Annotated in this window: 25 protein-coding genes and 1 pseudogene; 11 read left to right on the forward strand and 15 right to left on the reverse strand. The window is 73.7% G+C overall.

The features are described from left to right. Positions 1-9: 9 nt before the first annotated feature. From ACPZVR_RS05480 to ACPZVR_RS05495, 4 genes are read left to right on the forward strand one after another with little or no spacing between them, the layout of a single operon-like run. The gene (locus ACPZVR_RS05480) at positions 10-663 is read left to right on the forward strand and encodes an ABC transporter permease (RefSeq protein WP_436698560.1); all 654 of its coding nucleotides are present in this window, start codon (positions 10-12) and stop codon (positions 661-663) included. Beyond that, positions 660-1,328: an ABC transporter permease gene (locus ACPZVR_RS05485; protein WP_436698561.1), complete on the forward strand. Its 669-nt coding sequence runs from the start codon at positions 660-662 to the stop codon at positions 1,326-1,328. The genes ACPZVR_RS05480 and ACPZVR_RS05485 overlap by 4 nt, the downstream gene beginning before the upstream one ends. Further along, positions 1,325-2,263 carry an ABC transporter substrate-binding protein gene (locus tag ACPZVR_RS05490; RefSeq protein WP_436698562.1) on the forward strand — a complete coding sequence of 313 codons (939 nt, stop codon included), beginning with the start codon at positions 1,325-1,327 and terminating at the stop codon, positions 2,261-2,263. Before ACPZVR_RS05485 ends, ACPZVR_RS05490 begins: the two co-directional genes overlap by 4 nt. A gap of 44 nt (positions 2,264-2,307) precedes the next feature. After that, positions 2,308-2,931 carry a flavodoxin family protein gene (locus ACPZVR_RS05495; RefSeq protein ID WP_436698563.1) on the forward strand — a complete coding sequence of 208 codons (624 nt, stop codon included), beginning with the start codon at positions 2,308-2,310 and terminating at the stop codon, positions 2,929-2,931. Here the strand turns inward: ACPZVR_RS05495 and ACPZVR_RS05500 are convergent. Next, positions 2,903-4,054, reverse strand: coding sequence for a hypothetical protein (locus tag ACPZVR_RS05500; protein WP_436698564.1), 1,152 nt, complete (start codon positions 4,052-4,054; stop codon positions 2,903-2,905). The two genes, ACPZVR_RS05495 and ACPZVR_RS05500, sit on opposite strands and share 29 nt — an antisense overlap. Positions 4,055-4,255: 201 nt before the next feature. Next, positions 4,256-4,651 (reverse strand): homing endonuclease associated repeat-containing protein, encoded by a 396-nt coding sequence (locus tag ACPZVR_RS05505; RefSeq protein ID WP_436698565.1) that lies wholly within the window; start codon positions 4,649-4,651, stop codon positions 4,256-4,258. 169 nt (positions 4,652-4,820) lie between these two features. Between ACPZVR_RS05505 and ACPZVR_RS05510 the strand changes: the two genes are divergently transcribed. Together ACPZVR_RS05510 and ACPZVR_RS05515 are read left to right on the forward strand one after the other, a co-directional pair. Continuing rightward, positions 4,821-6,152, forward strand: coding sequence for a cryptochrome/photolyase family protein (locus ACPZVR_RS05510; protein ID WP_436698566.1), 1,332 nt, complete (start codon positions 4,821-4,823; stop codon positions 6,150-6,152). Continuing rightward, positions 6,149-6,775, forward strand: a complete 627-nt coding sequence (locus tag ACPZVR_RS05515; RefSeq protein ID WP_436698567.1) for an alpha/beta hydrolase — start codon at positions 6,149-6,151, stop codon at positions 6,773-6,775. The genes ACPZVR_RS05510 and ACPZVR_RS05515 overlap by 4 nt, the downstream gene beginning before the upstream one ends. Before the next feature lie 74 nt (positions 6,776-6,849). Here the strand turns inward: ACPZVR_RS05515 and ACPZVR_RS05520 are convergent, their stop codons facing one another. After that, entirely contained in the window at positions 6,850-8,175 is a 1,326-nt protein-coding gene (locus tag ACPZVR_RS05520; RefSeq protein WP_436698568.1) for an HNH endonuclease signature motif containing protein, read from the reverse strand. 225 nt (positions 8,176-8,400) lie between these two features. Here ACPZVR_RS05520 and ACPZVR_RS05525 point away from each other — a divergent pair, with 225 nt between their 5' ends. Beyond that, positions 8,401-9,156, forward strand: a complete 756-nt coding sequence (locus ACPZVR_RS05525) for a class I SAM-dependent methyltransferase (RefSeq protein ID WP_436698569.1) — start codon at positions 8,401-8,403, stop codon at positions 9,154-9,156. Positions 9,157-9,220: 64 nt separating this feature from the next. Here the strand turns inward: ACPZVR_RS05525 and ACPZVR_RS05530 are convergent, their stop codons facing one another. Then, positions 9,221-9,481, reverse strand: a complete 261-nt coding sequence (locus tag ACPZVR_RS05530) for a metal-sensitive transcriptional regulator (RefSeq protein WP_436698570.1) — start codon at positions 9,479-9,481, stop codon at positions 9,221-9,223. Further along, on the reverse strand, positions 9,465-9,896 hold the full coding sequence (locus ACPZVR_RS05535) for a DUF302 domain-containing protein (protein WP_436698571.1): 432 nt from the start codon (positions 9,894-9,896) through the stop codon (positions 9,465-9,467). Before ACPZVR_RS05535 ends, ACPZVR_RS05530 begins: the two co-directional genes overlap by 17 nt. Positions 9,897-9,991: 95 nt before the next feature. On the opposite strand from ACPZVR_RS05535, the gene ACPZVR_RS05540 reads away from it, so the two are divergent. From ACPZVR_RS05540 to ACPZVR_RS25440, 3 genes and pseudogenes are all read left to right on the forward strand, one after another. After that, positions 9,992-12,148, forward strand: a complete 2,157-nt coding sequence (locus ACPZVR_RS05540; RefSeq protein WP_436698572.1) for an MMPL family transporter — start codon at positions 9,992-9,994, stop codon at positions 12,146-12,148. 32 nt (positions 12,149-12,180) lie between these two features. Further along, a complete protein-coding gene (locus ACPZVR_RS05545; protein WP_436698573.1) occupies positions 12,181-12,561 on the forward strand; it encodes a carboxymuconolactone decarboxylase family protein in 381 nt (126 codons plus the stop codon). A gap of 3 nt (positions 12,562-12,564) precedes the next feature. Further along, positions 12,565-12,674, forward strand: a pseudogene (locus ACPZVR_RS25440) (DUF8730 family Cys-rich protein); the annotation flags it as partial. A gap of 57 nt (positions 12,675-12,731) precedes the next feature. On the opposite strand, the gene ACPZVR_RS05550 reads toward ACPZVR_RS25440, so the two are convergent. From ACPZVR_RS05550 to pcaH, 6 genes are read right to left on the reverse strand one after another with little or no spacing between them, the layout of a single operon-like run. Beyond that, complete coding sequence (locus tag ACPZVR_RS05550) at positions 12,732-13,919, reverse strand: 4-hydroxybenzoate 3-monooxygenase (protein WP_436698574.1); 1,188 nt, start codon at positions 13,917-13,919, stop codon at positions 12,732-12,734. Next, positions 13,916-14,308, reverse strand: a complete 393-nt coding sequence (pcaC, locus tag ACPZVR_RS05555; protein ID WP_436698575.1) for a 4-carboxymuconolactone decarboxylase — start codon at positions 14,306-14,308, stop codon at positions 13,916-13,918. Before pcaC ends, ACPZVR_RS05550 begins: the two co-directional genes overlap by 4 nt. Beyond that, positions 14,305-15,066 (reverse strand): alpha/beta fold hydrolase, encoded by a 762-nt coding sequence (locus ACPZVR_RS05560; RefSeq protein ID WP_436698576.1) that lies wholly within the window; start codon positions 15,064-15,066, stop codon positions 14,305-14,307. Before ACPZVR_RS05560 ends, pcaC begins: the two co-directional genes overlap by 4 nt. After that, complete coding sequence (locus tag ACPZVR_RS05565) at positions 15,059-16,225, reverse strand: lyase family protein (RefSeq protein ID WP_436698577.1); 1,167 nt, start codon at positions 16,223-16,225, stop codon at positions 15,059-15,061. Before ACPZVR_RS05565 ends, ACPZVR_RS05560 begins: the two co-directional genes overlap by 8 nt. Further along, positions 16,222-16,779: a protocatechuate 3,4-dioxygenase subunit alpha gene (gene pcaG, locus ACPZVR_RS05570; RefSeq protein ID WP_436698578.1), complete on the reverse strand. Its 558-nt coding sequence runs from the start codon at positions 16,777-16,779 to the stop codon at positions 16,222-16,224. The genes ACPZVR_RS05565 and pcaG overlap by 4 nt, the downstream gene beginning before the upstream one ends. Beyond that, positions 16,776-17,558 carry a protocatechuate 3,4-dioxygenase subunit beta gene (gene pcaH, locus ACPZVR_RS05575; RefSeq protein ID WP_436698579.1) on the reverse strand — a complete coding sequence of 261 codons (783 nt, stop codon included), beginning with the start codon at positions 17,556-17,558 and terminating at the stop codon, positions 16,776-16,778. The genes pcaG and pcaH overlap by 4 nt, the downstream gene beginning before the upstream one ends. A gap of 68 nt (positions 17,559-17,626) precedes the next feature. Here pcaH and ACPZVR_RS05580 point away from each other — a divergent pair, with 68 nt between their 5' ends. After that, the gene (locus ACPZVR_RS05580; protein WP_436698580.1) at positions 17,627-18,373 is read left to right on the forward strand and encodes an IclR family transcriptional regulator; all 747 of its coding nucleotides are present in this window, start codon (positions 17,627-17,629) and stop codon (positions 18,371-18,373) included. 18 nt (positions 18,374-18,391) lie between these two features. On the opposite strand, the gene ACPZVR_RS05585 is transcribed toward ACPZVR_RS05580, so the two are convergent. The 4 genes from ACPZVR_RS05585 to ACPZVR_RS05600 are packed head-to-tail and all read right to left on the reverse strand — an operon-like array spanning position 18,392 to position 22,301. After that, the gene (locus tag ACPZVR_RS05585) at positions 18,392-18,790 is read right to left on the reverse strand and encodes a low affinity iron permease family protein (RefSeq protein WP_436698581.1); all 399 of its coding nucleotides are present in this window, start codon (positions 18,788-18,790) and stop codon (positions 18,392-18,394) included. A 48-nt stretch (positions 18,791-18,838) separates the two neighbouring features. After that, positions 18,839-20,344 (reverse strand): aldehyde dehydrogenase family protein, encoded by a 1,506-nt coding sequence (locus tag ACPZVR_RS05590; protein WP_436698582.1) that lies wholly within the window; start codon positions 20,342-20,344, stop codon positions 18,839-18,841. After that, positions 20,341-21,021 carry an HD domain-containing protein gene (locus ACPZVR_RS05595; RefSeq protein ID WP_436698583.1) on the reverse strand — a complete coding sequence of 227 codons (681 nt, stop codon included), beginning with the start codon at positions 21,019-21,021 and terminating at the stop codon, positions 20,341-20,343. The genes ACPZVR_RS05590 and ACPZVR_RS05595 overlap by 4 nt, the downstream gene beginning before the upstream one ends. Next, complete coding sequence (locus ACPZVR_RS05600) at positions 21,018-22,301, reverse strand: NAD(P)/FAD-dependent oxidoreductase (RefSeq protein WP_436698584.1); 1,284 nt, start codon at positions 22,299-22,301, stop codon at positions 21,018-21,020. Before ACPZVR_RS05600 ends, ACPZVR_RS05595 begins: the two co-directional genes overlap by 4 nt. Between the last annotated feature and the right edge of the window lies 1 nt (position 22,302).

Consider the following 22,302-nt stretch of genomic DNA (forward strand, 5'->3'; position numbering starts at 1 on the left):
GGAGCCCGCATGACCTGGCTCGACGCCAACCGCGCCTACGTCCTGGACATGCTCGTGCAGCACGTCCGGCTGGCCGTGCCCGCCGTGGTGATCAGCGTGCTGGTCGCGATCGTGCTGGGCCGGATCGCCTGGCGCTGGCCGCGCGCCGGCACCGTCGTCCTCGGGACGGCGAGCCTGCTCTACTCCGTGCCGGCGCTGCCGCTGCTCATCGTCATCCCGGTGCTGCTCGGCATCCCGCTGCGCTCCGGCCTGACGCTGGTCGTCGCGCTGGCCGTCTACGGCACGGCCCTGCTCGCCGGCACCGCGGCGGACGCGTTCCGCTCGGTGGACGCCCGCGTGCGGGAGGCGGCGGAGGCGATGGGCTACTCGCGCACGGGACTGTTCTGGAAGGTCGACCTGCCGCTCGCCGTTCCCGTCCTGCTCTCGGGGATCCGGGTGATCACCGTGAGCACCGTCAGCCTGGTCACGATCGGCGCCCTGGTGGGCATCCCGAGCCTGGGCAACCTGCTCACCGACGGCTTCCAGCGCGACATCCGTGCCGAGATCGTCACCGGGGTCGTGGCGACCATGCTGCTCGCGATCGCCCTCGACGGGCTCCTCGTGGCGCTCGGGCGCGTGGTCACGCCGTGGCGCGGGACCGTTCCGACGGGGGTGACGACGTGAACCTCTTCGGCGACGCGCTGGCCTGGATCGCCGACGGCGCCCACTGGGGCGGCACGAGCGGCATCGACCACCGGATCGTGCAGCACCTCCTCGTCACCTTCGCGGCGGTCGCGATCGCGGCCGTGGTCGCGCTGCCGCTGGGCATCCTCATCGGCCACACCGGCCGCGGCCGCCTGGTCGTGGTCGCCCTCGCCGGCGCGGTGCGGGCGGTGCCGACCCTGGGTCTGCTCACGCTGCTCGGCCTGGCGCTCGGCATCGGCATCGAGGCGCCGCTGCTCGCCCTGGTCGCGCTCGCCTTCCCGTCCCTGCTGGCCGGCGCCTACGCGGGGGTCGAGTCCGCCGACCGGGGCGCCGTCGACGCGGCGCGGGCCCTCGGGATGAGCGAATGGCAGCTCGTCACCCGGGTCGAGATCCCCCTCGGCGCCGACGTCGTCCTCGGCGGCATCCGCGCGGCGACCCTGCAGGTCGTCGCCACGGCCACGCTGGCCGCCTACATCTCCGACACCGGCCTGGGGCGCTACCTCTTCTCCGGCCTCAAGTCCCGCCAGTACGACGAGATGCTCGCCGGCGCCCTGCTCGTCGCGGCGCTGGCTCTGCTGCTCGATCTCGCCCTGGCTGCCCTCCAGCGGGCCAGCCGCCCCACCCTAGGAAAGGTTCCGTCATGACCCGTCCCTCTCGATTCGGGCAGCGCCGATCGACGCAGATCGGCATCGCGCTGCTCACCGTCGCGTCGCTCGCCCTCACCGCCTGCGGCGACGACTCCGACCCGCTCAGCTCCGGCGGCGACGACGGCGGGGGCGGCACGGTCGTGATCGGCTCCCAGGACTACTACTCCAACGAGATCATCGCCGAGGCGTACGCCCAGGCCCTGGAGGCCGCCGACATCGAGGTGCAGCGCGACTTCAAGATCGGTCAGCGCGAGGCCTACCTGCCCGAGATCGAGAGCGGCTCGATCAACCTGTTCCCGGAGTACACCGGTCCGCTGCTGCAGGTCTGGGAGCCCGACACCGAGGCCCGCCTGTCCGACGACGTCTACGCGGCCCTCGTCACGGCCGCGGAGGACAAGGGCCTGCAGGTGCTGGACCAGTCGCCAGCGACCGACCAGGACTCCTATGTCGTCACCCGCGCCTTCGCCGAGAAGTGGGGCCTGGAGACGATCGACGACCTCGCCAAGGTGACCGACCCGATGGTCTTCGGCGCCAACTCCGAGGCGGAGAACCGCCCGAACGGGCCGAAGGGCCTCAAGGACACCTACGGCGTCGACGTGTCCTTCACCCCGATCGAGGACAGCGGCGGTCCGCTCACGGTCAAGGCGCTCAAGGACGACGACATCCAGCTGGCGATCATCTACACCGCCGACCCGTCGATCAAGAAGAACGACCTGGTGACCCTCGAGGACACCAAGGGCCTGTTCCTGGCCTCGCACGTCGTCCCCGTGGCGAGCGAGGACCTGAGCGACGAGGCGGCAGGGGTGATCAACAAGGTCAGCGCCGCGATGTCGCCGGAGGACCTGGTCGACCTCGACGCCCGCAGCGTCGACGAGCAGCTGCCCGCCGCGACGATCGCCAAGGACTGGCTCGAGAAGGAGGGCCTGCTCTGAGCCGTCCCGGCTGACGGGCGCCGTCGGCGGGTACCACCGGGCGCATGGACGAGACACCGACCGACCCGCTCCGCGCCCTCGTGCTCTGCTGCACGCTCAAGCCGTCGCCGTCGCGGTCCAGCTCCGAGCTCCTGGGGCTCCGGCTCCTGGAGGCCCTGCGCGGCCACGGCGTCGAGGGTGACCTGGTGCGCGTGGTCGACCACCACGTGGCGTTCGGCGTGAGCACCGACGAGGGGGACGGCGACGCGTGGCCGGAGCTGCGGCGCCGGATGCTGGACGCCGACATCTTGATGATCGCGACGCCGATCTGGGTGGGCCAGCCGTCGTCGGTGTGCAAGCTGGTGCTCGAACGGCTCGACGCCGAGCTCGGGGAGACCGACGACCAGGGCCGGATGCTCACGTCGGGCAAGGTGGCGGGGGTGGCCGTCGTCGGCAACGAGGACGGCGCCCATCACGTCTCCGCGGAGGTCTTTCAGGCGCTCGACGACGTGGGGTTCACGATCCCCGCGAACGGCGTGACCTACTGGGTCGGCGAGGCGATGCAGTCCACCGACTACCAGGATCTCGACCCCGAGCCCGAGAAGACCGCCGCGACGACGGCGACCCTGGCGGCCAACGCGGCCCACCTCGCCGCGCTGCTCAGGTCCGCGCCCTACCCGCCGGCGTGACCCAGGCGTGGAACAGCGGTACGCCGTCCCAGGTGCCGCCGCGGGCCAGCGCCACGACGGCGTGCGGCCGGTCGAAGGTGAGGGTCACCCGCCGCACCCGTCGCTCGACGTACGCCGCCATGGAGGCGGCGCGCACCTCGAGTGCCGTCACGGCGGCCGCCCGGAAGCCGTCGGCGTCGTAGGTCGCCGTGGCGGCCTGCACGCAGCGCAGGTCGAGTCCGTCGGTCAGTGCCGCGGGCGGGAACAGGCGGCCCAGCCCGCGCCCCGCCTCGAGGACGCCGGGAGCGTCGGTGAGGTCGTGGCGCGCGTCGGCGTGCCAGGCCGGCAGCCGGCCGGTCCACAGCTCGGCGCCGTCCGCGGGCGCCCGGCGGGCCGGGAACGACTCGGTCCCCGTGCGTACCCGCCACGCGTGTCCGTCCCCGAGCGCGCCCGAGGGCCGGTCGCCGTGGAGGAGGGTGCCGTCGAGGCGGCGCGCGACGACCTCGTCGACCGCGCGCCACACGTCCTCAGCGGCGAACTCGGGCGCGGCGATCACGCTGAGCACGTCGATGCCGTCGTCGGTCGGCGGGCACGCCACGCCGACCGGGCCGGCCGACTCCGTCGTCACCACGGCCTGCAGCTCGCCGTCGAGCACCAGGAGCCCGTCGCGGCCGGTCGCCAGCCGGGTGCGCCAGCGCGGCTCGGTCACCAGCGCCGAGGCGAGGAGGAGCAGCGTGCGCTCGTCGACGCGGACCGGGAACGAGTCGATCAGGCCGCGGGTGTGGTGTCGCGCCCAGGCGTCGAGCGCCGCCTGGCCGGGCAGCGGCCCGACCGGGACCGGACCGGGCACCGGGGCGGTCAGGGCGAGGTCGGGCCGGATCCAGCCACCGAGCGCCGCCCCCACCGCGAGATGGGGGTCGGCCAGGAGCGCGGTCACCGCCGCCGACGCCTGGGTGGCCGGCACGCCCAGCACCGACTCGAGCGCGGCCCGCTCCTTCGGCTCCTCGACCGCCTCCGCCACCGCGCCGAGCAGCAGCCACAGGCCGGTGGCGGACAGGATCGGCGCCTCGGCGAGGTCCGGGCGCCGCCGCAGCCGGGCCGCGTGCTCCCGCAGCGCGGCCCGAGACACGGCACTCGTGGTCATCTCCGGAGCTTCTTCGGGTGTCCCGCACCCCGAGCACGCATCTCGCGGCGTTGCAGACGCTCGCGAGACGCCAGCGGAGCACCGGGTTCTCGGGCGCTCGCTCCGCTCGTTCCCGACAACCCGGTATGGCATCGCGCCGGCGCCTTGCGATGCACGCACTCGGAGCACGGGCCACTCCCGAACGACTTCCGGAGATGACCACTAGCCACGCGATGCCCGCTTCTTGACCTCGGCCCACGGGAACCGCTGGCGCAGCGTCGCGCCGCTGGGCACGCCGTCCTGCTCCTTGGCCCAGGCCGCATAGTCCGCGAAGGAGCCGGTGCTGCCGGGCGCCGTGAGATAGCGGGCCACGATCGCCACCACGTCGTCGTCGCTCCACCGGCGGCTGGTCGAGCGGGTCTTGTTGGTCGCGACACCCGCGTACGCGCACGCGGCGTTCCAGGACCCGAACCGGCGGATCAGCAGGGCCGGGGACGCGGCGGACCGCGGGCGCTGCCAGCCGTCGTACGCCGATGCCGTCAGCGGCTCGCCCAGCTCGGCGGCCGCCGCGGCGAGATCGGCGGCGATCTGCTCGTCGGAGAACTCGGGGACCCGCATGGGACCCACCGTAGCCAGTGCGGCTGTCGTCGGTGGCGGACGAAGCCGCGCCGGAACCTCGGTCGCCGCGGCCATGACCGAGCGCACAGCCACGAACCCACCATCCGAGGACCGCTCGGGCGGGCACGGTGTCCGTCCGCCGCGCCCACTGACCTGCCAGCATGGCCGGGTGAGCCCGAGCATCCTGTGGTTCCGGCGGGACCTGCGCCTCGGCGACCACCCCGCACTCCTGGCGGCCGCCGCGGACGGCCCCGTGCTCGCGCTGTTCGTGATGGACCCCGCCCTCCTCGGCCCGGCGGGCGACGTCCGGCGGGCCTTCCTGCTGCGGACCCTGCGCGCGCTCGACACCGACCTGCGCCGCCACGGCCCCGGCCTCGTCGTGCGCACCGGTCGTCCGGAGGAGGTGGTGCCCGCCGTCGCCGCCGAGTCCGGCGCGCGGGCGGTCCACATCAGTGCCGACTTCGCGCCGTACGGCGCCGCGCGCGACGAGCGGGTCGCCACCGCGCTGGGCGACGTCCCGCTGGTCCGCACCGGGTCGCCGTACGCCGTCGCGCCGGGGCGGGTGCTGACCCGCGATGGGCGGCCGTACCAGGTCTTCACACCGTTCCACCGGGCCTGGGTCGAGCACGGCTGGCGCGCTCCCGCCGACTCCGACCCGGCTGCCGTGGACTGGGTGGGCGCGCCGACCGATGAGCTCCCGCCGGAGCCGGACCTCGCGGCCGTCGACCTGCCCGAGGCGGGCGAGGCGGCGGCGCTCGCGCGCTGGGAGGCGTGGCGCGGGACGCCGTACGACGACGTCCGGGACCGGCCCGACCTCGACGCGACCTCCCGGCTGTCCCCCGACCTGCGCTGGGGGACGATCCACCCGCGCACCGTCCTCGCCGACCTCGATGTCACAGGCGCCCGCAACCCGCACGCCCGTCATCACTCAGGGTTCCGCAAGGAGCTGGCGTGGCGGGAGTTCTACGCCCACGTCCTGCACCACTGGCCCGCCTCGGCCCGCTCCTACTTCCGGCCCGAGCTGCGCGACCTGCCGTACGTCGGCGGGGCCGAGCTGCGGCGGCGAATGGCTGCCTGGACGACCGGGCGCACGGGCTACCCGATCGTCGACGCCGGGATGCGGCAGCTGCTCGCCGAGGGCTGGATGCACAACCGCGTGCGGATGATCGTCGCATCGTTCCTGGTCAAGGACCTCCACGTGGAGTGGACGCACGGCGCCCGGCACTTCATGCGCCATCTCGTCGACGGCGACCTCGCCAGCAACCAGCACAACTGGCAGTGGGTCGCGGGCTGCGGCACCGACGCGGCGCCGTACTTCCGGATCTTCAACCCGACCACCCAGGGCGAGAAGTTCGACCCGGACGGCACCTACGTGCGCCGCTGGGTGCCGGAGCTGGCGGACCCCTCGCTCGGGACGTATCCCGAGCCGATCGTCGACCACGCCGAGCAGCGCGCGGCGACGCTGGAGGCCTATCAGCTGCTCAGGAGGCACGGCCGATGACCGTCCCGTCGTTCACCGACAGCTGGGTTCCGGCGAGGGCCCGGGCGATCGCACTGGTGCTGCACGGTGGCGCTGAGCAGGGCACCGACCCGGTCACGACACGCAGCCTGTCCTGGCGGCGCGGCCGGGCACTGGCCCGCCGGCTCGCGGCGGCGGTGGGTCGCGACGACGTCGGCGTGCTGCTGCTCCGCTACCGGGTCAAGGGCTGGAACGCCGGCGCCGGCGAGGTCCCCGCCCCGGTCGCCGACGCCCGCTGGGCCCTCGACGAGATCGCCCGCCTCCACGACCTCCCGGTCGCCGTCCTCGGGCACTCGATGGGCGCCCGCACCGGCGTCGCCGTCGCCGATCACCCCTCCGTGCGGGGCGTCGTCGCCCTCGCGCCCTGGCTGCCCCCGGACGACCCGGTCGCGCCCCTCGCCGGCAAGACGCTGCGCGCCGCGCACGGACGTCTCGACAAGATCACCTCCCCGCGCGCCACCCGCGCCTACGTCGCGCGCGCCGCGACGGTCGCCGACGCCGAGTTCACCGACATGGGTGCCGTCGGCCACTACCTGCTGCGGCGCGTCCCGCAGTGGAACGCGTACGCCGCCGCCGGGGTCCGTGAGGTCCTGGGCGCGCCGTAACGCGGGTCCTGGGCGGATCCGGACATGCCTGAAGCCCGCAGGTGAATGCTCCTGCGGGGTCCGGGGCGGGGTGACTACTCGTCCGGCGGTTCGGCGGCCCGGTTGGTCCTGACCGGGTGGGTGCCGCGGTGGTCGACGCGGAACCGGTGGCCGTTCGGACTGGTCCACAGGTAGGTGCCCGGCATGACGGCGTCGTAGCGCCAGGTCGAATGGGTCTTCGCACGATGGTGGCGCCGGCACAGCGGCACGAGGTTGCACGGACAGGTCGGACCGCCCTCGGCGTGGGGTCGGGCATGGTCGACGTCGCAACGCTGGGCGGGGCGGGTGCAGTGGGGGAACCGGCAGGTGTGGTCGCGCAGGATCACGCGGGTCCTGTGGCGTCCGGGGATCTCGTACGAGCCGACCGGGACATGGTCGGCGAGGTCGATGACCGGGCGGACGATGACGGTGGTGTGCCGGGCACGGAGCCATTCGCGGATCTGGGCCGAGGTGACCGGGCAGCGGCCCTCTTCCCACCGACCCACCGGGTTCCAGCCCGCCTGGTCGGCCGGCGTGTCGCTGGTGAGGGTGGTGTCGGTGACGTGGACGTTGAGCACGACCTTGCGTCCCGGGACCGTGGCGACCACTTCTCCGGTGTCGGGGTCGGGGACCAACAGGTCCAACGCAAGATCCTGGCGGGCGAGCTCGGCAGCGGCCTTCGACCGCCGCACATCCAACGACGACTCGTCACCCAACCGGCCCAGGACCTCCGCTCGCCGGGCGACCGCTTGGTTGAGGTCGTGCCCATCGGCGGCGTCCAGCAGGGCGTCGAGGTGGACCAGGCCGTGCTCGTCGACCTCACCGATATCGAAGTGCCGGTTGTCCGCGGCCTCGCGTCGTTCGGCCTCCGCCTTCTCCGGATCGAACCGGAGCACCGCCTCAGTGACGAGTCGCTCGAGCTGGGCCCACCCCACCCCGGAGGCATCCCACAGCTGCCGGTCCACGAACGCCGCCGCGTCCGCGGACAGGGGTCGGGTGAGGTCGGCGATCCGCTCGGCCCGCCACGGCGCCAACCGCCCCGCCACGACGGCGTCGTAGACGTGGGGGAGGCGCCAGGCGCACTCGATGACCCGCCCGACATACGCCTTCCCACCGTCGGGGGTGCGCCCGAGGACGGCGATGAGCTCCATCAACGCGAACTCCGACACCAACGGTGCACCGGGACCGGCGATCGGGACCCCGGTGTCGAGATAGCCCTCAGTGATCGTCGCGACCCCTTCAGGACCGGCGATGACGTGGTCGCTCGCCCAGGCGGTGATGTCCTCCCATTCCTCGACGAGCAGTGCCTCGCGGGACCGGATCCGCTCACCCACACGCGACAGCAGGACTGCTGTCGACGAGGCGCGGGTTCCGAGATCCATGACCGGATCCTCCCACCCACCCACGACACAACCCCAGCGTCGCAAACCCGCCTGGGGACAGAGGACACGCGATCAGGCGGGTGTGGAGAACCACGTCACCTTCTCCGACGGACAGGCCGGAGTACGCGGGCCGACCGAGCCTTCTCTTCTCGATCATGTCACCGCTCCCGGCGTCGCAGAACGGCCGGCAGGCACGGACGATCGCACGACCGGCAGACTGGCGACGTGACCGACGTATTCAGCGAGCGGCTGGCGGCCTGGCGCGACTACACCGCGACGCCATGGGCGCGGATCCGCTACCGCGTCGCCGAGGAGATCCTGAGGCGTCAGACCGAGTACCTGGGTGACCGGATCCGCGTCCTGGACGTCGGTGGCGGCGACGGCATGGACTCGTTGCCGCTCGCGTCGGCTGGCCACCACGTGACCATCGTCGACCCGTCACCCCGCTGGCTGGCCGAGGCGGCACGACGGGCGGCCGCGTCGGGCGCCACCGTCACCACGGTCCGAGGCGGGCTCGATGACCTCCCGAACGGCGAGTGGGATCTGGTCATCTGCCATTTCGTGCTGCGCTATCGCAGCGGCACAGAGAACGATCTCGTCGCGCTTGCACATCGTGTCCGTCCGGGCGGCCGGCTGTCGATCATGGAGGCCAACCCCGATGGCCGGATCCTCCGCACATTGCTGACCGACGGCCCCGTCGCCGCACTCGCCGAGCTGCAATCGGACAGGGCCACGGTAGAGATCTTCCGGACCGACACCAGGAAGATCAGTGTCGACGCCATCACTGCCGAAGCCTCGGAAGCAGGTCTGGAGCTCGTCGGGGTCTACGGCAACCGGATCGCGAACGACCTGCTCATCGACGACACCGCCAAGCACGACCCCGACTTCTTCGAGGACCTTCTGGCGCTCGAGCTGCGGCTCTGCGACCGAGAGCCGTACAACCGGGTCGGCTTCGCCTGGCAGCTCGTCCTGCAGCGCTGAGCAACCCATCGGCCGCGCCACCCGACCCGGCCCTGCCGCCCCCTGAACCAGGACCGGACGCCCCTCAGGCCAGCGCCAGGAACAGCTTCTCCAGCTTCTTGGCGTCCACGCTGTCCGGACCGCCCTCCTGAAGGCACTTCTGCAGCCCGGTGGCGACCAGCGCGTAGCCTCCGCGACCCACGGCCTTGTTGACGGCCGCGAGCTGCATCAGGGCGTCCTCGCACTCGGCGCCCTCCTCGAGCATCCGGATCACCGAGGCGAGGTGCCCGTTGGCCCGCTTGAGGCGGGTGATGATCGCCTTGATCTCCTCAGGCTCCAGCTTCATGGGTCGCTCCCGTCGGGTCGGTCAGGGCCTCCATCATCCCGGTGAGCCGGGCGCGGGCGTCGGCGGCCACCTCGGCGAGCTCCGGATCGGGCGCCAGCGAGGCGAGCAGGCCGGGATCCATCACGTCGACGCGGGTGCGCCCCTCCCCCGTGTCGGCCACCACGACGTTGCACGGCATCAGCGCCGCGATCCGCGGCTCGAGCTGCAGCGCGCGGTGGGCCAGCTGAGGGCGACACGCGCCGAGGATCAGCTGGGCGGGCACGTCCACGTCGAGCTTCGCCTCGAGCGTGGCGCGGATGTCGATCTCGGTCAGCACGCCGAACCCGGCGTCGGCCAGCAACGTCCGCACCCGCGCCACCGTGTCGTCGTACGACGCGGCGAGGGTCGTGCTCAGCGTGAACTCTGCGAGCTCCATCGGTCTCTCCTTCGTTGATTCGCTATCCCCCCTGGGGGATCTGCTACCGTCCGAGCATAACCCCCCGGGGGGATATCTCGAAAGGAGGCGCCGCCGTGGCGCAGACGACACCCGCCGCACCGAAGGCGGCTCCGCACACCTGGCGGCCGGGGCCACTCGGTCGCCTCGGGGTCTGGGTGACCGAGCATCGCCGCGTCGTCGGCGTCGCCTGGATCGCGCTCGTCATCGGGCTCGGGATCTTCGCTCCGGCGGTCGAGCGGAATCTGTCGGGGGCCGGCTGGCAGGCCGACGGCTCGGAGTCGGTGGCCGTCCGCGACCTGGCGCAGGAGCACTTCGCCGGCAACGCGAGCCACGCGATCCAGGTCGTCGTGCACAGCACCGACGGCCCGCTGGACCAAGGCGACGGCGCGCGGGTCCTCGCGGAGGTCACCCGGGCGCTCGAGGCCGAGCCGCGGATCGCCGAGGTGGTGCCCCCGATGCCGGGTGCGAGCCTCTCCCCCGACGGCCGGACGGCGGTCGTGCTGGGCGGCGCCGGTGCCGACACCAACGAGATGGTCCGGGTCGCGACCGACCTCAAGGAGGAGCTGCAGGACCTGTCGACCGGCACGGTGCAGGTCAACCCGACCGGCTCGTCGCTGCTCTGGTCGGACTTCAACGAGGCCAACCTCGACGCGATGCTGACCTCGGAGATGATGTCCTGGCCGGTGACCCTGGCGATCCTGGTCCTGGCGTTCGGCGCCCTCGTGGCCGCCGGCCTGCCGTTGCTGCTGACGCTCGCCGGACTCGTCGCGTCGGCCGGCTCGCTGGTGCTGGTCAACGAGCTCGTGCCCGTCTCCATCTGGGCCATGAACTTCGCGATGATGTTCGCCCTCGCGCTGGGCATCGACTACGCGCTCTTCCTCGTCGTCCGCTACCGCGCCGCACGGATGGGCCAGCACGGCTCCGTGCAGCAGGCCATCGCGGAGACCATGGACACGGCAGGCAAGGCCGTCCTGCTCTCGGGCGCGACCGTCCTGGTGTCGCTGTCCGCCGTGCTCCTGGTGCCATCCCCGTCGTTCCGCTCGATGGCCGGCGGGATCATGATCTCGGTCGTCTTCGTGCTCGCCGCGACGCTGACCCTGCTGCCGCTCGTGCTGTTCAAGCTCGACGACCGGATCAACCGGTTCGCGCTGCCCTGGGTCAAGGTCGGCGAGCACCGCTCCCCCGTCTTCGCCCGCTGGGGCGCCCACCTGTGGCGCCGTCCGGTGGCCTGGGGCGTCGGCGCGACCGTCGTCCTGCTGGTCCTCGCCGCGCCGATCGCCGGCCTGAAGACCGGGATGCCGTCGATCAAGGTACTGCCTGAGGACGCCAGCGCGCGCGTGGGCTACGAGCAGGTCAAGGACGCCTTCGGCCCGGGTGCGCCGGGCATGGTGCAGATCGTCGTCGACCGATCCGACGCGAGTACGGCGGCCGCCGTCCTCACCGACGACGCCGGCATCCAGGCCGTGCTGCCGCCGATGCCCGCGACCGACGGCAGCGACCTCGCGATGATCCAGGCGGTGCCGACCGTCGACCCGTCCGACCCGGCCCTGCCCGAGACGATCGACCGGTTGCGCGCGGACCTGCCGTCGTCCGCGCTCGTCGGCGGCGCCGCGGTGGAGAACGTCGACCTGACCGACCAGCTCCGGCGGTCCACCCCGCTGGTGATCGGCGTCGTGCTGCTGCTCGGGTTCCTGCTCCTGCTGGTCGCCCTGCAGGCGCCGCTGATCTCGCTGCTCGGCACGCTCGCCAGCCTGCTGTCGACGGCCGCGGCCTTCGGCGTCGCGCGGCTGCTGTTCCAGGACGGCCACGGCTCCGGCCTGCTCGGCTTCGAGCACCAGGGCTTCCTGGACGCCTGGGCGCCGGTGTTCTTCTTCGCGATGATCTTCGCGATCGCGATGGACTACACCGTGTTCCTGCTGGCCTCGGCCAAGGAGCACTGGGAGAGGTCCGGCGACGCCCACGAGGCGATGGTCGGCGCGGTCGCCCACTCCGGGCGGGTGATCTTCGCGGCCGGCGGCGTCATGGTGGCGGTGTTCTTCACCTTCGCCCTGTCCGGGCCGCTGCCGCCCAAGGAGATGGGCGTGATCCTGGGCGTCGCCGTCCTGCTCGACGCCTTCCTGGTCCGCCTGGTCCTGCTGCCGGTCCTGCTCCGGCTCTCCGGCCGCGCCGCCTGGGCCGCACCGGCCTGGCTGCGCCGGCTCCTGCCCCCCATCACCTTCGCCCACGACTGAGCTCCCCGCCCGTTGCAACGAGAGGAACCACCATGACCGACTCACCCCACGCCAAGCCCGTCCTCGACGAGCTCTCGCCCCTGCACCGCCGGCTGCGCCGGGCCATCCCCGACGTCTACACCGGCTTCGGAGCGCTCTCGAAGGCCGCCTTCGCCGACGGTGCGCTCGACCAGCGCACCAAGGAGCTGATCGCACTGGCGATCGGCGTCGTCGAAGGCTGCGACGGCTGCATCGCCTCCCACGCCCAGGCCGCCGCCCGCGCCGGAGCCACGAAGCAGGGGGCCGCCGAGGCGATCGGCGTCACCTTCTTGATGCACGGCGGTCCGGCGACCATCCACGGAGCTCGGGCGTACGACGCCTTCTGCTCGTTCGCCGACGCCCTCGATCCCGCCGCAGCGACGGCGGAGGCCTGAGCCGTGTGCCGTCCGGTGCGCTGCCGCAGGTGCGGCGGGACGACCTGGGCCGGGTGCGGCCAGCACATCGCCTCGTGAAGGCGCGGGTGCCCGCCGACCAGTGGTGCGGCGGGCACGACGAGCCGCCCGGCGGCGGGTTCCTCCGCCGTCTCCTCAGCCGCTGACCCCGCTCAGGACGGCCAGCCGGTGTAGCCCTCCGCGAGGTAGGTGGACCCGGCCGTCGAGGAGACGACCGAGGTCAGCTCGCCGACCTGGCGACGGACGTCGAAGTCGCTCGCCTCGGGCAGCCGGTGCAGCATCGTGGTCATCCAGTAGGAGAAGTGCTGCGCCTTCCAGACCCGCCGCAGCGCCCGCTCGGCGTACCGGTCGAGCGCGGCGGTGTCGCCCCGCAGGTGCAGCTCGAGCTCCTCGGCGAGCACCTTGACGTCGGCCAGCGCGAGGTTGAGGCCCTTGGCACCGGTCGGCGGGACGGTGTGCGCGGCGTCGCCGGCGAGCACGAGGTTGCCGTGGCGCATCGGCTCCTGGACGAAGCTGCGGAAGGGCAGGACCGTCTTGGAGGTGACCGGCCCCTCCTTGAGGACGTAGCCGTTGGCGCCGACCCGGGCCTGCAGCTCCTCCCAGATCCGGTCGTCGGGCCAGTCCCCGACGTCCTCGCCCGGATCGCACTGGAAGTACATCCGCTGCAGGGTCTCGGTGCGCTGGCTGATCAGCGCGAAGCCCCGGTCGGAGTGGCTGTAGATCAGCTCCTCGCTGCTCGGGGGCGCGGCGCAGAGGATGCCGAACCAGGCGAAGGGGTACTCGCGGAAGTACTGCCGCCGCCGCGCCTCCGGGAACTCGTGACGGCAGATGCCGCGCGAGCCGTCGGCCCCCACCAGGACCCGAGCCGCGACCTCGTGGCGTACGCCGGACGCGTCGGTGAACCTCATCAGTGGCCGGTCGCCGGTGAGGTCGGCGACCGACACCTCGCTCACACCGAACCGCACGTCGCCCCCGTCGCGGTGCCGTGCGTCGGCGAGGTCGATGAACACATCGGTCTGCGGATAGAGCTGGACCGCGGCTCCGGTCAGGGCCTCGAAGTCGATCCGGTGGCCGCCGCCGCCGAAGGCCAGGTCGATGCCGGCGTGCCGGTAGCCGTCGCGCAGCACCCGGTCGGAGACGCCCGACTCGGTGAGCAGCCGGACGCTGTCCTGCTCCAGGATCCCGGCACGGTGGGTGTTCTCGATCTCCTCGCGCTCGCGGATGTCGATCGCCACCGAGGAGATCCCGGCCCGCTGCAGCAGGTGCGCGAGCATGAGGCCGGCGGGTCCGGCGCCGACGATGGCGACGTCGGTGCCGGTCGTGGTCACGGCGGCGCTCATCGGTCCAGCTCCTCGAGGACGCCCTTCGCGACGGCGAAGGCGTGGTTGGCGGCGGGGACGCCGCAGTAGATGCCGGCCTGCAGGATCACCTCGGCGATCTCGGCGTCGCTGAGCCCGTTGGTGCGGGCGGCACGGACGTGCATGGCGAGCTCCTCCCAGTGGCCGAGCGCGATCAGTGCGGTGAGCACCGCGACCGAGCGGGTCCTCCGGTCGAGTCCGGGCCGGGTCCAGACGCTGCCCCACGCGAAGCGGGTGATGAGGGCCTGGAAGTCCTCGGTGAACGGGGTGGTGGCCGCCTGGGCGCGGTCGACGTGCGCGTCGCCGAGCACCTCGCGGCGCACCTTCATGCCGGCGTCGTAGGGATCGGCGTGGGGATCGTCGTGGGTCATCGGTGGGCCTCCAGGAACGTGGCGATCAGGTCGGCGGTGGCGGCGGGGTCCTCGGCGGGCGGCAGGTGCGCGACCCCGTCGAGGACGACATCCATCCCGTCGGCGGGGACGACGACGTCCGCGGCGCCGCCGGCCACCCGCAGGGGGACGCTCGTCGCGTCCCGGGCGGCGATGCGGTCGCGGACGTCGTAGGACGCCAAGGCCTCACACGCCAGCGCGTACGACTCGTCGTCGACGTCCTGCAGCGCGAGGAGCAGGCCGCTGCCCGTGGCGGGGTCGCGGTCGAGGAAGCCGGGCGCGAACCAACGGGCCGCCGAGCCCTCGACCATCGCGGCGGTCCCCGCCGTGCGGACGTACGCCGCCCGCTCGTGCCAGCCCTCCGGCGTACCGATCCGCGGCGCGGACGCGAGCGTGACGACGGCACCGAAGGGCCCCGGGTCGGCGGCGATCGCGAAGCCGACGGCTCCCCCGAACGAGACACCGGCGTAGGCGACCGGGCGCCCGGCCGCGATCGCGCCCGCACGCTCGCGCACCTCGCCGGCGAGGTCGTCGACGGTGAAGGCCGTCGTGGTGGGCGTGCCGGCGCCGTGGCCGGGGAGATCCCACCCCACGACCTGACAGGACGACGGCAGCAGCGCGACACAGCGGCGCCAGAGGTCGGCGACGCCGGTGCCGAGCGACGGGCCGACCACGAGGACGCGCTCGGCGCCGGGCGTGCCCTCGGCGCCGGACAGCTGCGCGAAGGTCAGGTCAACCACGGGTCTCCTCCCAGCGGGCGAGGGCGAGGTCGACGAGGCGGCCGGCCTCGCCCACACCGCCCCGGCCGTCCAGCGCTCCGGTCGCCGTCGCGAGGTCGGCCCGCGCCGCCATCGCGCCGGTGTCGACCCGCAGGCCCGCGACGAGCTCGGCGGCCTGGCTCGCCGCGGTGACCGCGATCTCCAGCAGCCGCGTCAGGACGGGCCATTCGGCGTGCCAGGCACCGTCGGGGCGCTCGTCGACGGCGTCCGCGGCGGCGAGGTGCAGCTGGGCGGCGAGACCGGGCGCCTGCCGGGCGGCGGCGCGGACGAGCACGGCGAGGACCGGGTTCTGCTTGTGCGGCATCGTCGAGGAGCCGCCTCGCCCCGCGACCGCGCCCTCGCGGGTCTCGGCGATCTCGGGGCGGCCCAGCAGCAGCACGTCGCCGGCGACGACGCCCAGGGCGTCGGTGACCGTCGTGAGCGCGTCGCCGATCGCGGTGACCGCGGCACGACGGGTGTGCCAGGGCAGGTCCGTCCCGTCGAGGTCGAGAGCGGCGGCCAGGGCGGCGGGCGCGGCGACGGCGCCGGGCCCGGCCAGATCGCCCAGCAGGGCGCGCGTGCCCGCGGCCCCGCCGTACTGGAGCGGGAGGACGAGTCGGTCCAGCCCGGCGAGGGCGTCGTCCACCCCCGCCAGCCATTGCGCCGCGCGCAGGCCGAAGGTGGTCGGCACGGCCCACTGGGTGAGGGTCCGCGCGACGGCGACGTCGTCGCGGTGCGCGCGAGCGAGGGTCGCGAGCGCGTCGCCCGCGGCCACCAGGTCGGCGCGCACTAGGGCGACCGCGTCGCGGGCGAGCAGGACCAGCGCCGTGTCGACGACGTCCTGGCTGGTCAGGCCGCGGTGCACGGCTCCGGCGGCGTCGCCGGCGGCGTCGCGGAGCAGCGCGACCAGCGGTACGACGGGATTGCCGGCCGCCTCGGACGCGGCCGCGAGCGCCGGCAGGTCGACGTCGAGCCCGGCTGCGGCCGCGGCGACCTGCGCCGCCTCCGCCTCGGTCGCGATGCCCGCGGCCACGAGCGCGCGCGCCCAGGCCGACTCCACCCGGAGCAGCGCGGCCAGGACCGCCGCGTCGTCGGCGACCCCCGCGGCCCGGTGCGCGCCGGGCCGGAGCAGGCCGCTCATCCGTCGTGCCGCGGGTAGCGCAGGAAGACCGTCTCCCGGTCGCCCTGCAGGTGGATGTCGAAGCGCAGGCTGCCGTCGGGCTCGCGCGCGGCCCGCAGCGTCGCGGCGTCGGCCTCGGGCAGGCCGGAGAGGAACGGGTCGGTCTCCCCCGGCAGGTAGGCCCGCGTGAACAGCCGGTCCAGCAGCCCCCGGGCGAAGACGACCACGGCGAAGAACGCCGCTCCCCCGTCGACGCCCGACGGCTCGACGGTCGTGAACGCATAGCGCCCGGACGCGTCGGTCGCCGCCCGGCCCCAGCCGGTGAACCGGCCGTCGCGCCGCAGGGAGCCCTCGCTGCGCGGCGATCGGCCCGCCGGATCGGCCTGGCGGATCTCGATCAGCGCGTCGGGGACCGGCGCCCCGCTGCCGTCGTACACGGTGCCGTGGAGGCGGACCGCGCCCGCCGATCCCGGCGGCACGAGAAGGCTGTCGCCGGCGTAGGGCAGGGCGTCGTGGAAGAACGGCCCGATGGTCTGTCCCGGCGTGGGCGCGAGGGTCTCCGTCGGCGTGGTCATCGGTCGTCACGCTCCAGCGGGGTCGCGTGGGTGCCGGTCAGCACGATGTCCCAGCGGTAGCCGGTCGCCCACTCGTGGGTGGTCAGGTCGTGGTCGTAGGTCGCCACCAGCCGGTCGCGGACGCCCTGGTCGGTGATCGACTGGTAGATCGGGTCGAGCGCGAAGAGCGGGTCGCCCGGGAAGTACATCTGGGTGATCAGCCGTTGGGTGAACTCGGTGCCGAACAGCGAGAAGTGGATGTGGGCGGGCCGCCAGGCGTTGAGATGGTTGCGCCACGGATAGGGGCCCGGCTTGATCGTGGTGAAGCGGTAGGTCCCGTCGCCGTCGGTCAGGCAGCGCCCGACCCCGGTGAAGTTCGGGTCGATCGGCGCGGGATGCTGGTCGCGCTTGTGGATGTAGCGACCACCCGCGTTGGCCTGCCAGATCTCGACCAGCTGGTGGCGGACGGGACGACCGTCGCCGTCGAGGACCCGACCGGTGAGCAACATGCGCTCGCCGATCGGCTCGCCGCCGTGCTGGATCGTGAGGTCGGCCTCGACCGGGTCGACGTCGGAGTGCCCGAAGACCGGGGCGACCAGTTCGACGCCCTCGGGGTCGGCGTGGCGCGGGTCCTTGGTGGGGTGGCGCAGCACCGAGCTGCGGTACGGCGAGAAGTCGATCCGCGGCTGTGCGGCACCCGGCGCCGTGGCGGCGTGCGCCTCGGTGATCTCCGCGGTGAGCCGCTCCTGGGAGTCCATCGGCGGCGGCGCGGCCGCGGTGGGGGCAGTGGTCGTGGTCACGTGCCCACGCTAGGGCCGCGGCCGGGCCCGGCGCGATAGCCTTCTTCCACTCAGCGAAAGGGGTGGCGATGGCCGGCAACACCTCCGTCCCGGGCGCGACCGTGGTGTCCCGCAGCCTCGCGCTGTTGTTCTCCTTCGACGACGCCCACCGCCGGCTCACCCTCTCCGAGCTCGCCCGGCGCGCCGGCCTGCCGCTGCCCACCGCGCACCGGCTCGTCGCCGAGCTGGTCGCGGGCGGCGCCCTCGTGCGGCGCACCGACGGGGAGTACGTCGTCGGGCGCCGGCTGTGGCAGGTCGGCCTGCTCGCGCCCGTCGAGACCGGGCTGCGCGAGGTCGCCGCCCCGTTCATGAACGACCTCCACGCCACCACCCGCGCGACCGTGCACCTGGCCGTGCGCGAGGGGACCGAGGTGCTCTACCTCGAGCGCCTCTCCGGGCGCGCCTCGGTGCCGGTCGTGAGCACCGTCGGCTCGCGGCTCCCGCTGCACGCCACCGGGGTCGGCAAGGTGCTGCTCGCGCACGCTCCCGACGACGTCGCGACGGACGCGCTGGCCCGGCTGACCCGGGTCACGCCGTACACGATCACCCAGCCGGCGCGTCTGCGCGAGCAGCTCGACCGGGTGCGCCGCGACGGCTACGCCACGACCGTCGAGGAGATGACCCTCGGCGCCTGCTCGGTCGCGGTCCCCGTGCTGGCCGGGAGCCGCGTGGTCGCCGCGCTCGGCGTCGTGGTCCCCTCGCTCAAGCGCGACCGGGCGCGCCTGGTCGCCGGCCTCCAGGTCGCGGCCCAGGGCATCGGGCGGTCCCTGGGCTGATCCGGGGCGCGCGACGCGTCAGTGGCGCCCCTCCAGGCCGACGGCCTGGCGCAGCTTGCGCACCGACTCCTCCAGGTCCTCGTCGGCGCGGGCGCGGGACGCCATCAGGTCCGAGAGCGCCTCGGCGATGACGTTCAGCTTCTCCTGCGACGCCTCCTCCGACCGGCGGCCGGCGTTCTGGAGCAGTACGAGCAGCAGCAACGAGAGCACCGAGGAGCCCGTGTGCAGCGCGAGCTCCCACTTCGTCGCCGACGACCACAGCGGCATGCTCGCCGCCCAGACGACCAGCACCGCCACGATCACGTAGAAGAACGGCGCGGCGCTCACCAGCCGGTGGACGACCTCGACGAACCGCTCGAAACGCCCCCGGCCATCGCCCTCGCGGCGGGACCGCGCCGCCTCGCTCCGCCCGCTCATGGGCACAACCTACGCTCCTCCGTCCGCCGAGGACCGCGTAGGACGCGCTCAGACCCGCCGGTGGATCGACTTGAACGTCAGGTAGGCCGAGAGCCCCTCCACGCCGTACTCGACGCCGAGGCCGGAGTCGTGGCGCCCCCCGAAGGGAGCGGCGTGGTTGGAGGCGAAGAAGTTGAGGCCGACCGAGCCGGTGTCCATCCGCTCGGCGACCTCGAGCGCGCGCTCCGGGGAGGCGGAGAAGACCAGGCCGCCGAGGCCGAAGTCCGTGTCGTTGGCGAGCGCGACCGCCTCGTCGAGGGTCTCGTAGGGCAGGACGCAGACGACCGGGCCGAAGACCTCCTCGCGCGCCACCGTCATGGCCGGCGTGACGTCGGCGAGGACGGTCGGCTGCACGAAGTAGCCGGGCCCCTCGACCGCGGCGCCACCCGTGGTGACCCGGGCGCCCTCGGCGGCGGCGCCCTCCAGGAAGCCCACGACCACGTCGCGCTGCGCCCGGGTCGCGAGCGGCCCGAAGACCGTGTCGGGGTCGAGAGGGTCGCCCAGCCTGCCCGCCGCGATCGTCGCCGTCACCGTCTCCACGACCTCGTCGTAGCGCGAGGCGGGGGCCAGGATCCGCGTGGAGATGTAGCAGGTCTGGCCGGTGTTGCGCATCGACGACCGCACCAGCACCCGGGCCATCGCGTCGAGGTCGGCGTCCTCCAGCACGATCGCCGACGACTTGCCGCCGAGCTCGAGGGTCACGGGCTTGAGCAGCTCGCCGCAGGTGGCGCCGATCCGCCTCCCCACCGGGGTCGATCCGGTGAAGGCGACCTTCGCGGTGTCGGGGTGGCGCACCAGCGCCTCGCCGACGGCTGCCCCGCCGGTGACCAGGTTGACGACGCCCGGCGGGATGCCCGCGGCCTCGGCGGCCGCGACCACGAACCGGATCGACAGCGGCGTCGACTCCGCCGGCTTCAGCACGACCGTGCAGCCCGCGAGCAGCGCGGGGGCCAGCTTGACGACCATCAGGTTGATCGGGAAGTTCCAGGGTGCGATCAGCACGCACGGCCCGACCGGGTCGCGCCGGACGACGGTCTCGGCGCCGCCTGCCGGGAACGCCCGCACGTCCTCGGCCTCGAGCCACGGGGCGAGGGAGGCGACATGGCGCAGGATCCCGGCGGCGTTGGCGGCGGCGCCGGAGGTCTCGGCGACGGGCGAGCCGTTCTCCCGGGTGATGGTCCGGGACAGGGGCTCGGCCCGCTCGTCCAGCTCGTCGGCCATCCGCAGCAGGTGCGCGGCCCGCTCGCTCGGCGACAGGGCCGGCCAGGGCCCCGCCCGGAAGGCACGCACGGCGGCGGCCATCGCGTCCGCGACGTCCTCGGGCGCCGCGTCGGGCACCGAGCCCCAGCTCTCCTCCGTCGCCGGGTCCACCACGGGCAGGCGGCCGCTCCCCCGGGCGGGCCGCCAGACTCCGTCGACGTAGAGGTCGTCGACGTGCGTCCAGGGCAGGTCGAGCGAACGACGTGCCTCGCTCGCCGCATCGGCCGCCCGGACGGTCGCGGCGGGCTCGGTCACGGGGCCTCCTCCCGCAGGACGTCGGTCCTGAGCAGCCGGTTCGAGCGGGTCAGGTCGGCGTTCGCCATGGCGATCGCCGCCTCGGTGAGCAGCTCGGGCACGATCTCGCGCGCGAGCCGGTCGCAGTACGTCGCCGGGTCGAGCCCGAACCAGCCCGACGCGAGCGCGATCCCGGCATGGTCGAAGCGCCACAGCCGGTCGGCGTCGCGGACGAGGGCGTCCTCCAGGGAGTAGGCCTCCTTGCGGGTGTCGTGGCCGTCGACGATCGCGCACACCGCGGCGACGAACTCCTCGGTGTAGCCCAGCGGCGGCAGGACCTCCCGCGCGATGAGGCAGCCCTGGCGCTCGTGCTCGAAGCGGATCTCCGCCTTGCGCCAGTCGCCGGTGAACCCCTCGGAGATGATCCGGCTCTCGTCCACCCGGCCCCACCCGGTGTCGTGCAGCAGGATCGCCACCCGGACCAGCTCGGCGTGGGCCTCCGGGTACGCGCGGCACAGCCGCTCGGCGTAGGCCAGCGAGATCGGCAGGTGGATGTCGTTGCTGCGCGCGCGGGTCTCGGGGACGACCGAACGCCACACCGGGTCGAGGTCCGCGCCGGCCGCGGGGGTCAGCGAGATCGGCGAGGTGTCGACCGGACCGGACGGCGGCACGGGCGTCGGTGGCAGTGCGTGGATCATGACTTCTCCCTCGTGCTCACCGGCGCGAGCGGCCTGGTGATCGACTTGAGCTGGACGGCCGGGTCGGCGGCCTCGTCGGGCGGGATCCGCGCACCGGACCCGATCGCCGCCTTCACGGCCATGAAGTCCAGCGGCGCGTTGACACAGTCGGCGGCCAGGATCCGGTCGCCGCGGTAGTAGAGGACGGAGTGCCTGCACCGGGCCGGATCGCTGCGCACGACGGTGCGGTCGTGTCCCGCGGACAGGCCGGCGATCTGGAGCTTGAGGTCGGCCTGGTTCGACCAGAACCACGGGACGCCGGCGTACTCCTCCGGTCGCCCGACGATCGCGTACGCCGCCACCTTCGCCTGCTCCACCGCGTTGTTGACGCTCTCGAAGCGGATCCGGTCGCCCTCGGGGGCACCCGGCACCGGGTTCGGCAGGTTGGCGACGTCGCCCACCGCGACGGTGACGCCGTCGGATGCCAGTGCGTGGGCGTCGACCCGGATCCCGTTGTCGCACTCCAGCCCGATCGACTCGGCGAGCTCGGTGTTGGGGATCACGCCCACCCCGATCAGCACCAGGTCGGCCGGGATCACGCGACCGTCGGCGAGCTCGACGCCGGCGACCCGGTCGCCGGAGCCGACGATGCGGCGCACCTCCGCGTCGAGGACGACGTCGACGCCGCGCTCCCGGTGGTGCGCCAGCAGGTACGACGACGTCTCGGTCCCGACCGCGCGCCCGACCAGCCGCGGGCCGGCCTCCAGCAGGGTCACCCGGCGGCCCATCTTGTTGAGGCTGGCCGCGGCCTCGATGCCGATGAACCCACCGCCGATGACGACGACGTCCTCGACCATCGGCACCCGGGCCTTGAGCTCCAGGGCGTCGTCGGCGTTGCGCAGGTAGAGCACGCCGGGGAGGTCGACACCGTCCAGCAGCAGCCGCCGGGCGCGGGCGCCGACGGTGAGGGCGAGCCGGTCGAACGGGATCTCGGCGCCGGACATGGCGTGCGCGACGCCGCTGCCGTCGTCCCGCTTGTCGATGCGGACGATCCGCTCGTTCGGCACGACGCGGATCCGGCGCTCGTCCCAGTACTCCTGGGTGCGGTAGATCAGCGACTCCTTGGTGATCGCGCCCTGCAGGAACTCCTTCGACAGCGCCGGACGCTGGTAGGGACGGTGGTTCTCGTCGCCCAGGAGCGTGATCGGCGGCTCGTAGCCGAGGGCCCGCAGCGACACCGCGAGCTGCACCCCCGCCTGGGAGGAGCCGACGATCAGCAGACCGGGATCGGTGCGTGACATG

The organism is Nocardioides segetis (genome assembly GCF_051390595.1).
In the GTDB taxonomy this organism is placed as follows: Bacteria; Actinomycetota; Actinomycetes; order Propionibacteriales; family Nocardioidaceae; genus Nocardioides.

What these genes read in the sequence shown, in the direction of transcription:
- ACPZVR_RS05520 (WP_436698568.1), bottom strand. Translation starts at nt 8,175, where the DNA reads ATGGATCTCGGAACCCGCGCCTCGTCGACAGCAGTCCTGCTGTCGCGT.
- ACPZVR_RS05550 (WP_436698574.1), bottom strand. Translation starts at nt 13,919, where the DNA reads ATGAGCGCCGCCGTGACCACGACCGGCACCGACGTCGCCATCGTCGGC.
- ACPZVR_RS05515 (WP_436698567.1), top strand. Translation starts at nt 6,149, where the DNA reads ATGACCGTCCCGTCGTTCACCGACAGCTGGGTTCCGGCGAGGGCCCGG.
- pcaC (WP_436698575.1), bottom strand. Translation starts at nt 14,308, where the DNA reads ATGACCCACGACGATCCCCACGCCGATCCCTACGACGCCGGCATGAAG.
- ACPZVR_RS05545 (WP_436698573.1), top strand. Translation starts at nt 12,181, where the DNA reads ATGACCGACTCACCCCACGCCAAGCCCGTCCTCGACGAGCTCTCGCCC.
- pcaG (WP_436698578.1), bottom strand. Translation starts at nt 16,779, where the DNA reads ATGACCACGCCGACGGAGACCCTCGCGCCCACGCCGGGACAGACCATC.
- ACPZVR_RS05530 (WP_436698570.1), bottom strand. Translation starts at nt 9,481, where the DNA reads ATGAAGCTGGAGCCTGAGGAGATCAAGGCGATCATCACCCGCCTCAAG.
- ACPZVR_RS05490 (WP_436698562.1), top strand. Translation starts at nt 1,325, where the DNA reads ATGACCCGTCCCTCTCGATTCGGGCAGCGCCGATCGACGCAGATCGGC.
- ACPZVR_RS05595 (WP_436698583.1), bottom strand. Translation starts at nt 21,021, where the DNA reads ATGATCCACGCACTGCCACCGACGCCCGTGCCGCCGTCCGGTCCGGTC.
- ACPZVR_RS05495 (WP_436698563.1), top strand. Translation starts at nt 2,308, where the DNA reads ATGGACGAGACACCGACCGACCCGCTCCGCGCCCTCGTGCTCTGCTGC.
- ACPZVR_RS05505 (WP_436698565.1), bottom strand. Translation starts at nt 4,651, where the DNA reads ATGCGGGTCCCCGAGTTCTCCGACGAGCAGATCGCCGCCGATCTCGCC.
- ACPZVR_RS05600 (WP_436698584.1), bottom strand. Translation starts at nt 22,301, where the DNA reads ATGTCACGCACCGATCCCGGTCTGCTGATCGTCGGCTCCTCCCAGGCG.
- ACPZVR_RS05565 (WP_436698577.1), bottom strand. Translation starts at nt 16,225, where the DNA reads ATGAGCGGCCTGCTCCGGCCCGGCGCGCACCGGGCCGCGGGGGTCGCC.
- ACPZVR_RS05500 (WP_436698564.1), bottom strand. Translation starts at nt 4,054, where the DNA reads ATGACCACGAGTGCCGTGTCTCGGGCCGCGCTGCGGGAGCACGCGGCC.
- ACPZVR_RS05480 (WP_436698560.1), top strand. Translation starts at nt 10, where the DNA reads ATGACCTGGCTCGACGCCAACCGCGCCTACGTCCTGGACATGCTCGTG.
- ACPZVR_RS05585 (WP_436698581.1), bottom strand. Translation starts at nt 18,790, where the DNA reads ATGAGCGGGCGGAGCGAGGCGGCGCGGTCCCGCCGCGAGGGCGATGGC.
- ACPZVR_RS05535 (WP_436698571.1), bottom strand. Translation starts at nt 9,896, where the DNA reads ATGGAGCTCGCAGAGTTCACGCTGAGCACGACCCTCGCCGCGTCGTAC.
- ACPZVR_RS05580 (WP_436698580.1), top strand. Translation starts at nt 17,627, where the DNA reads ATGGCCGGCAACACCTCCGTCCCGGGCGCGACCGTGGTGTCCCGCAGC.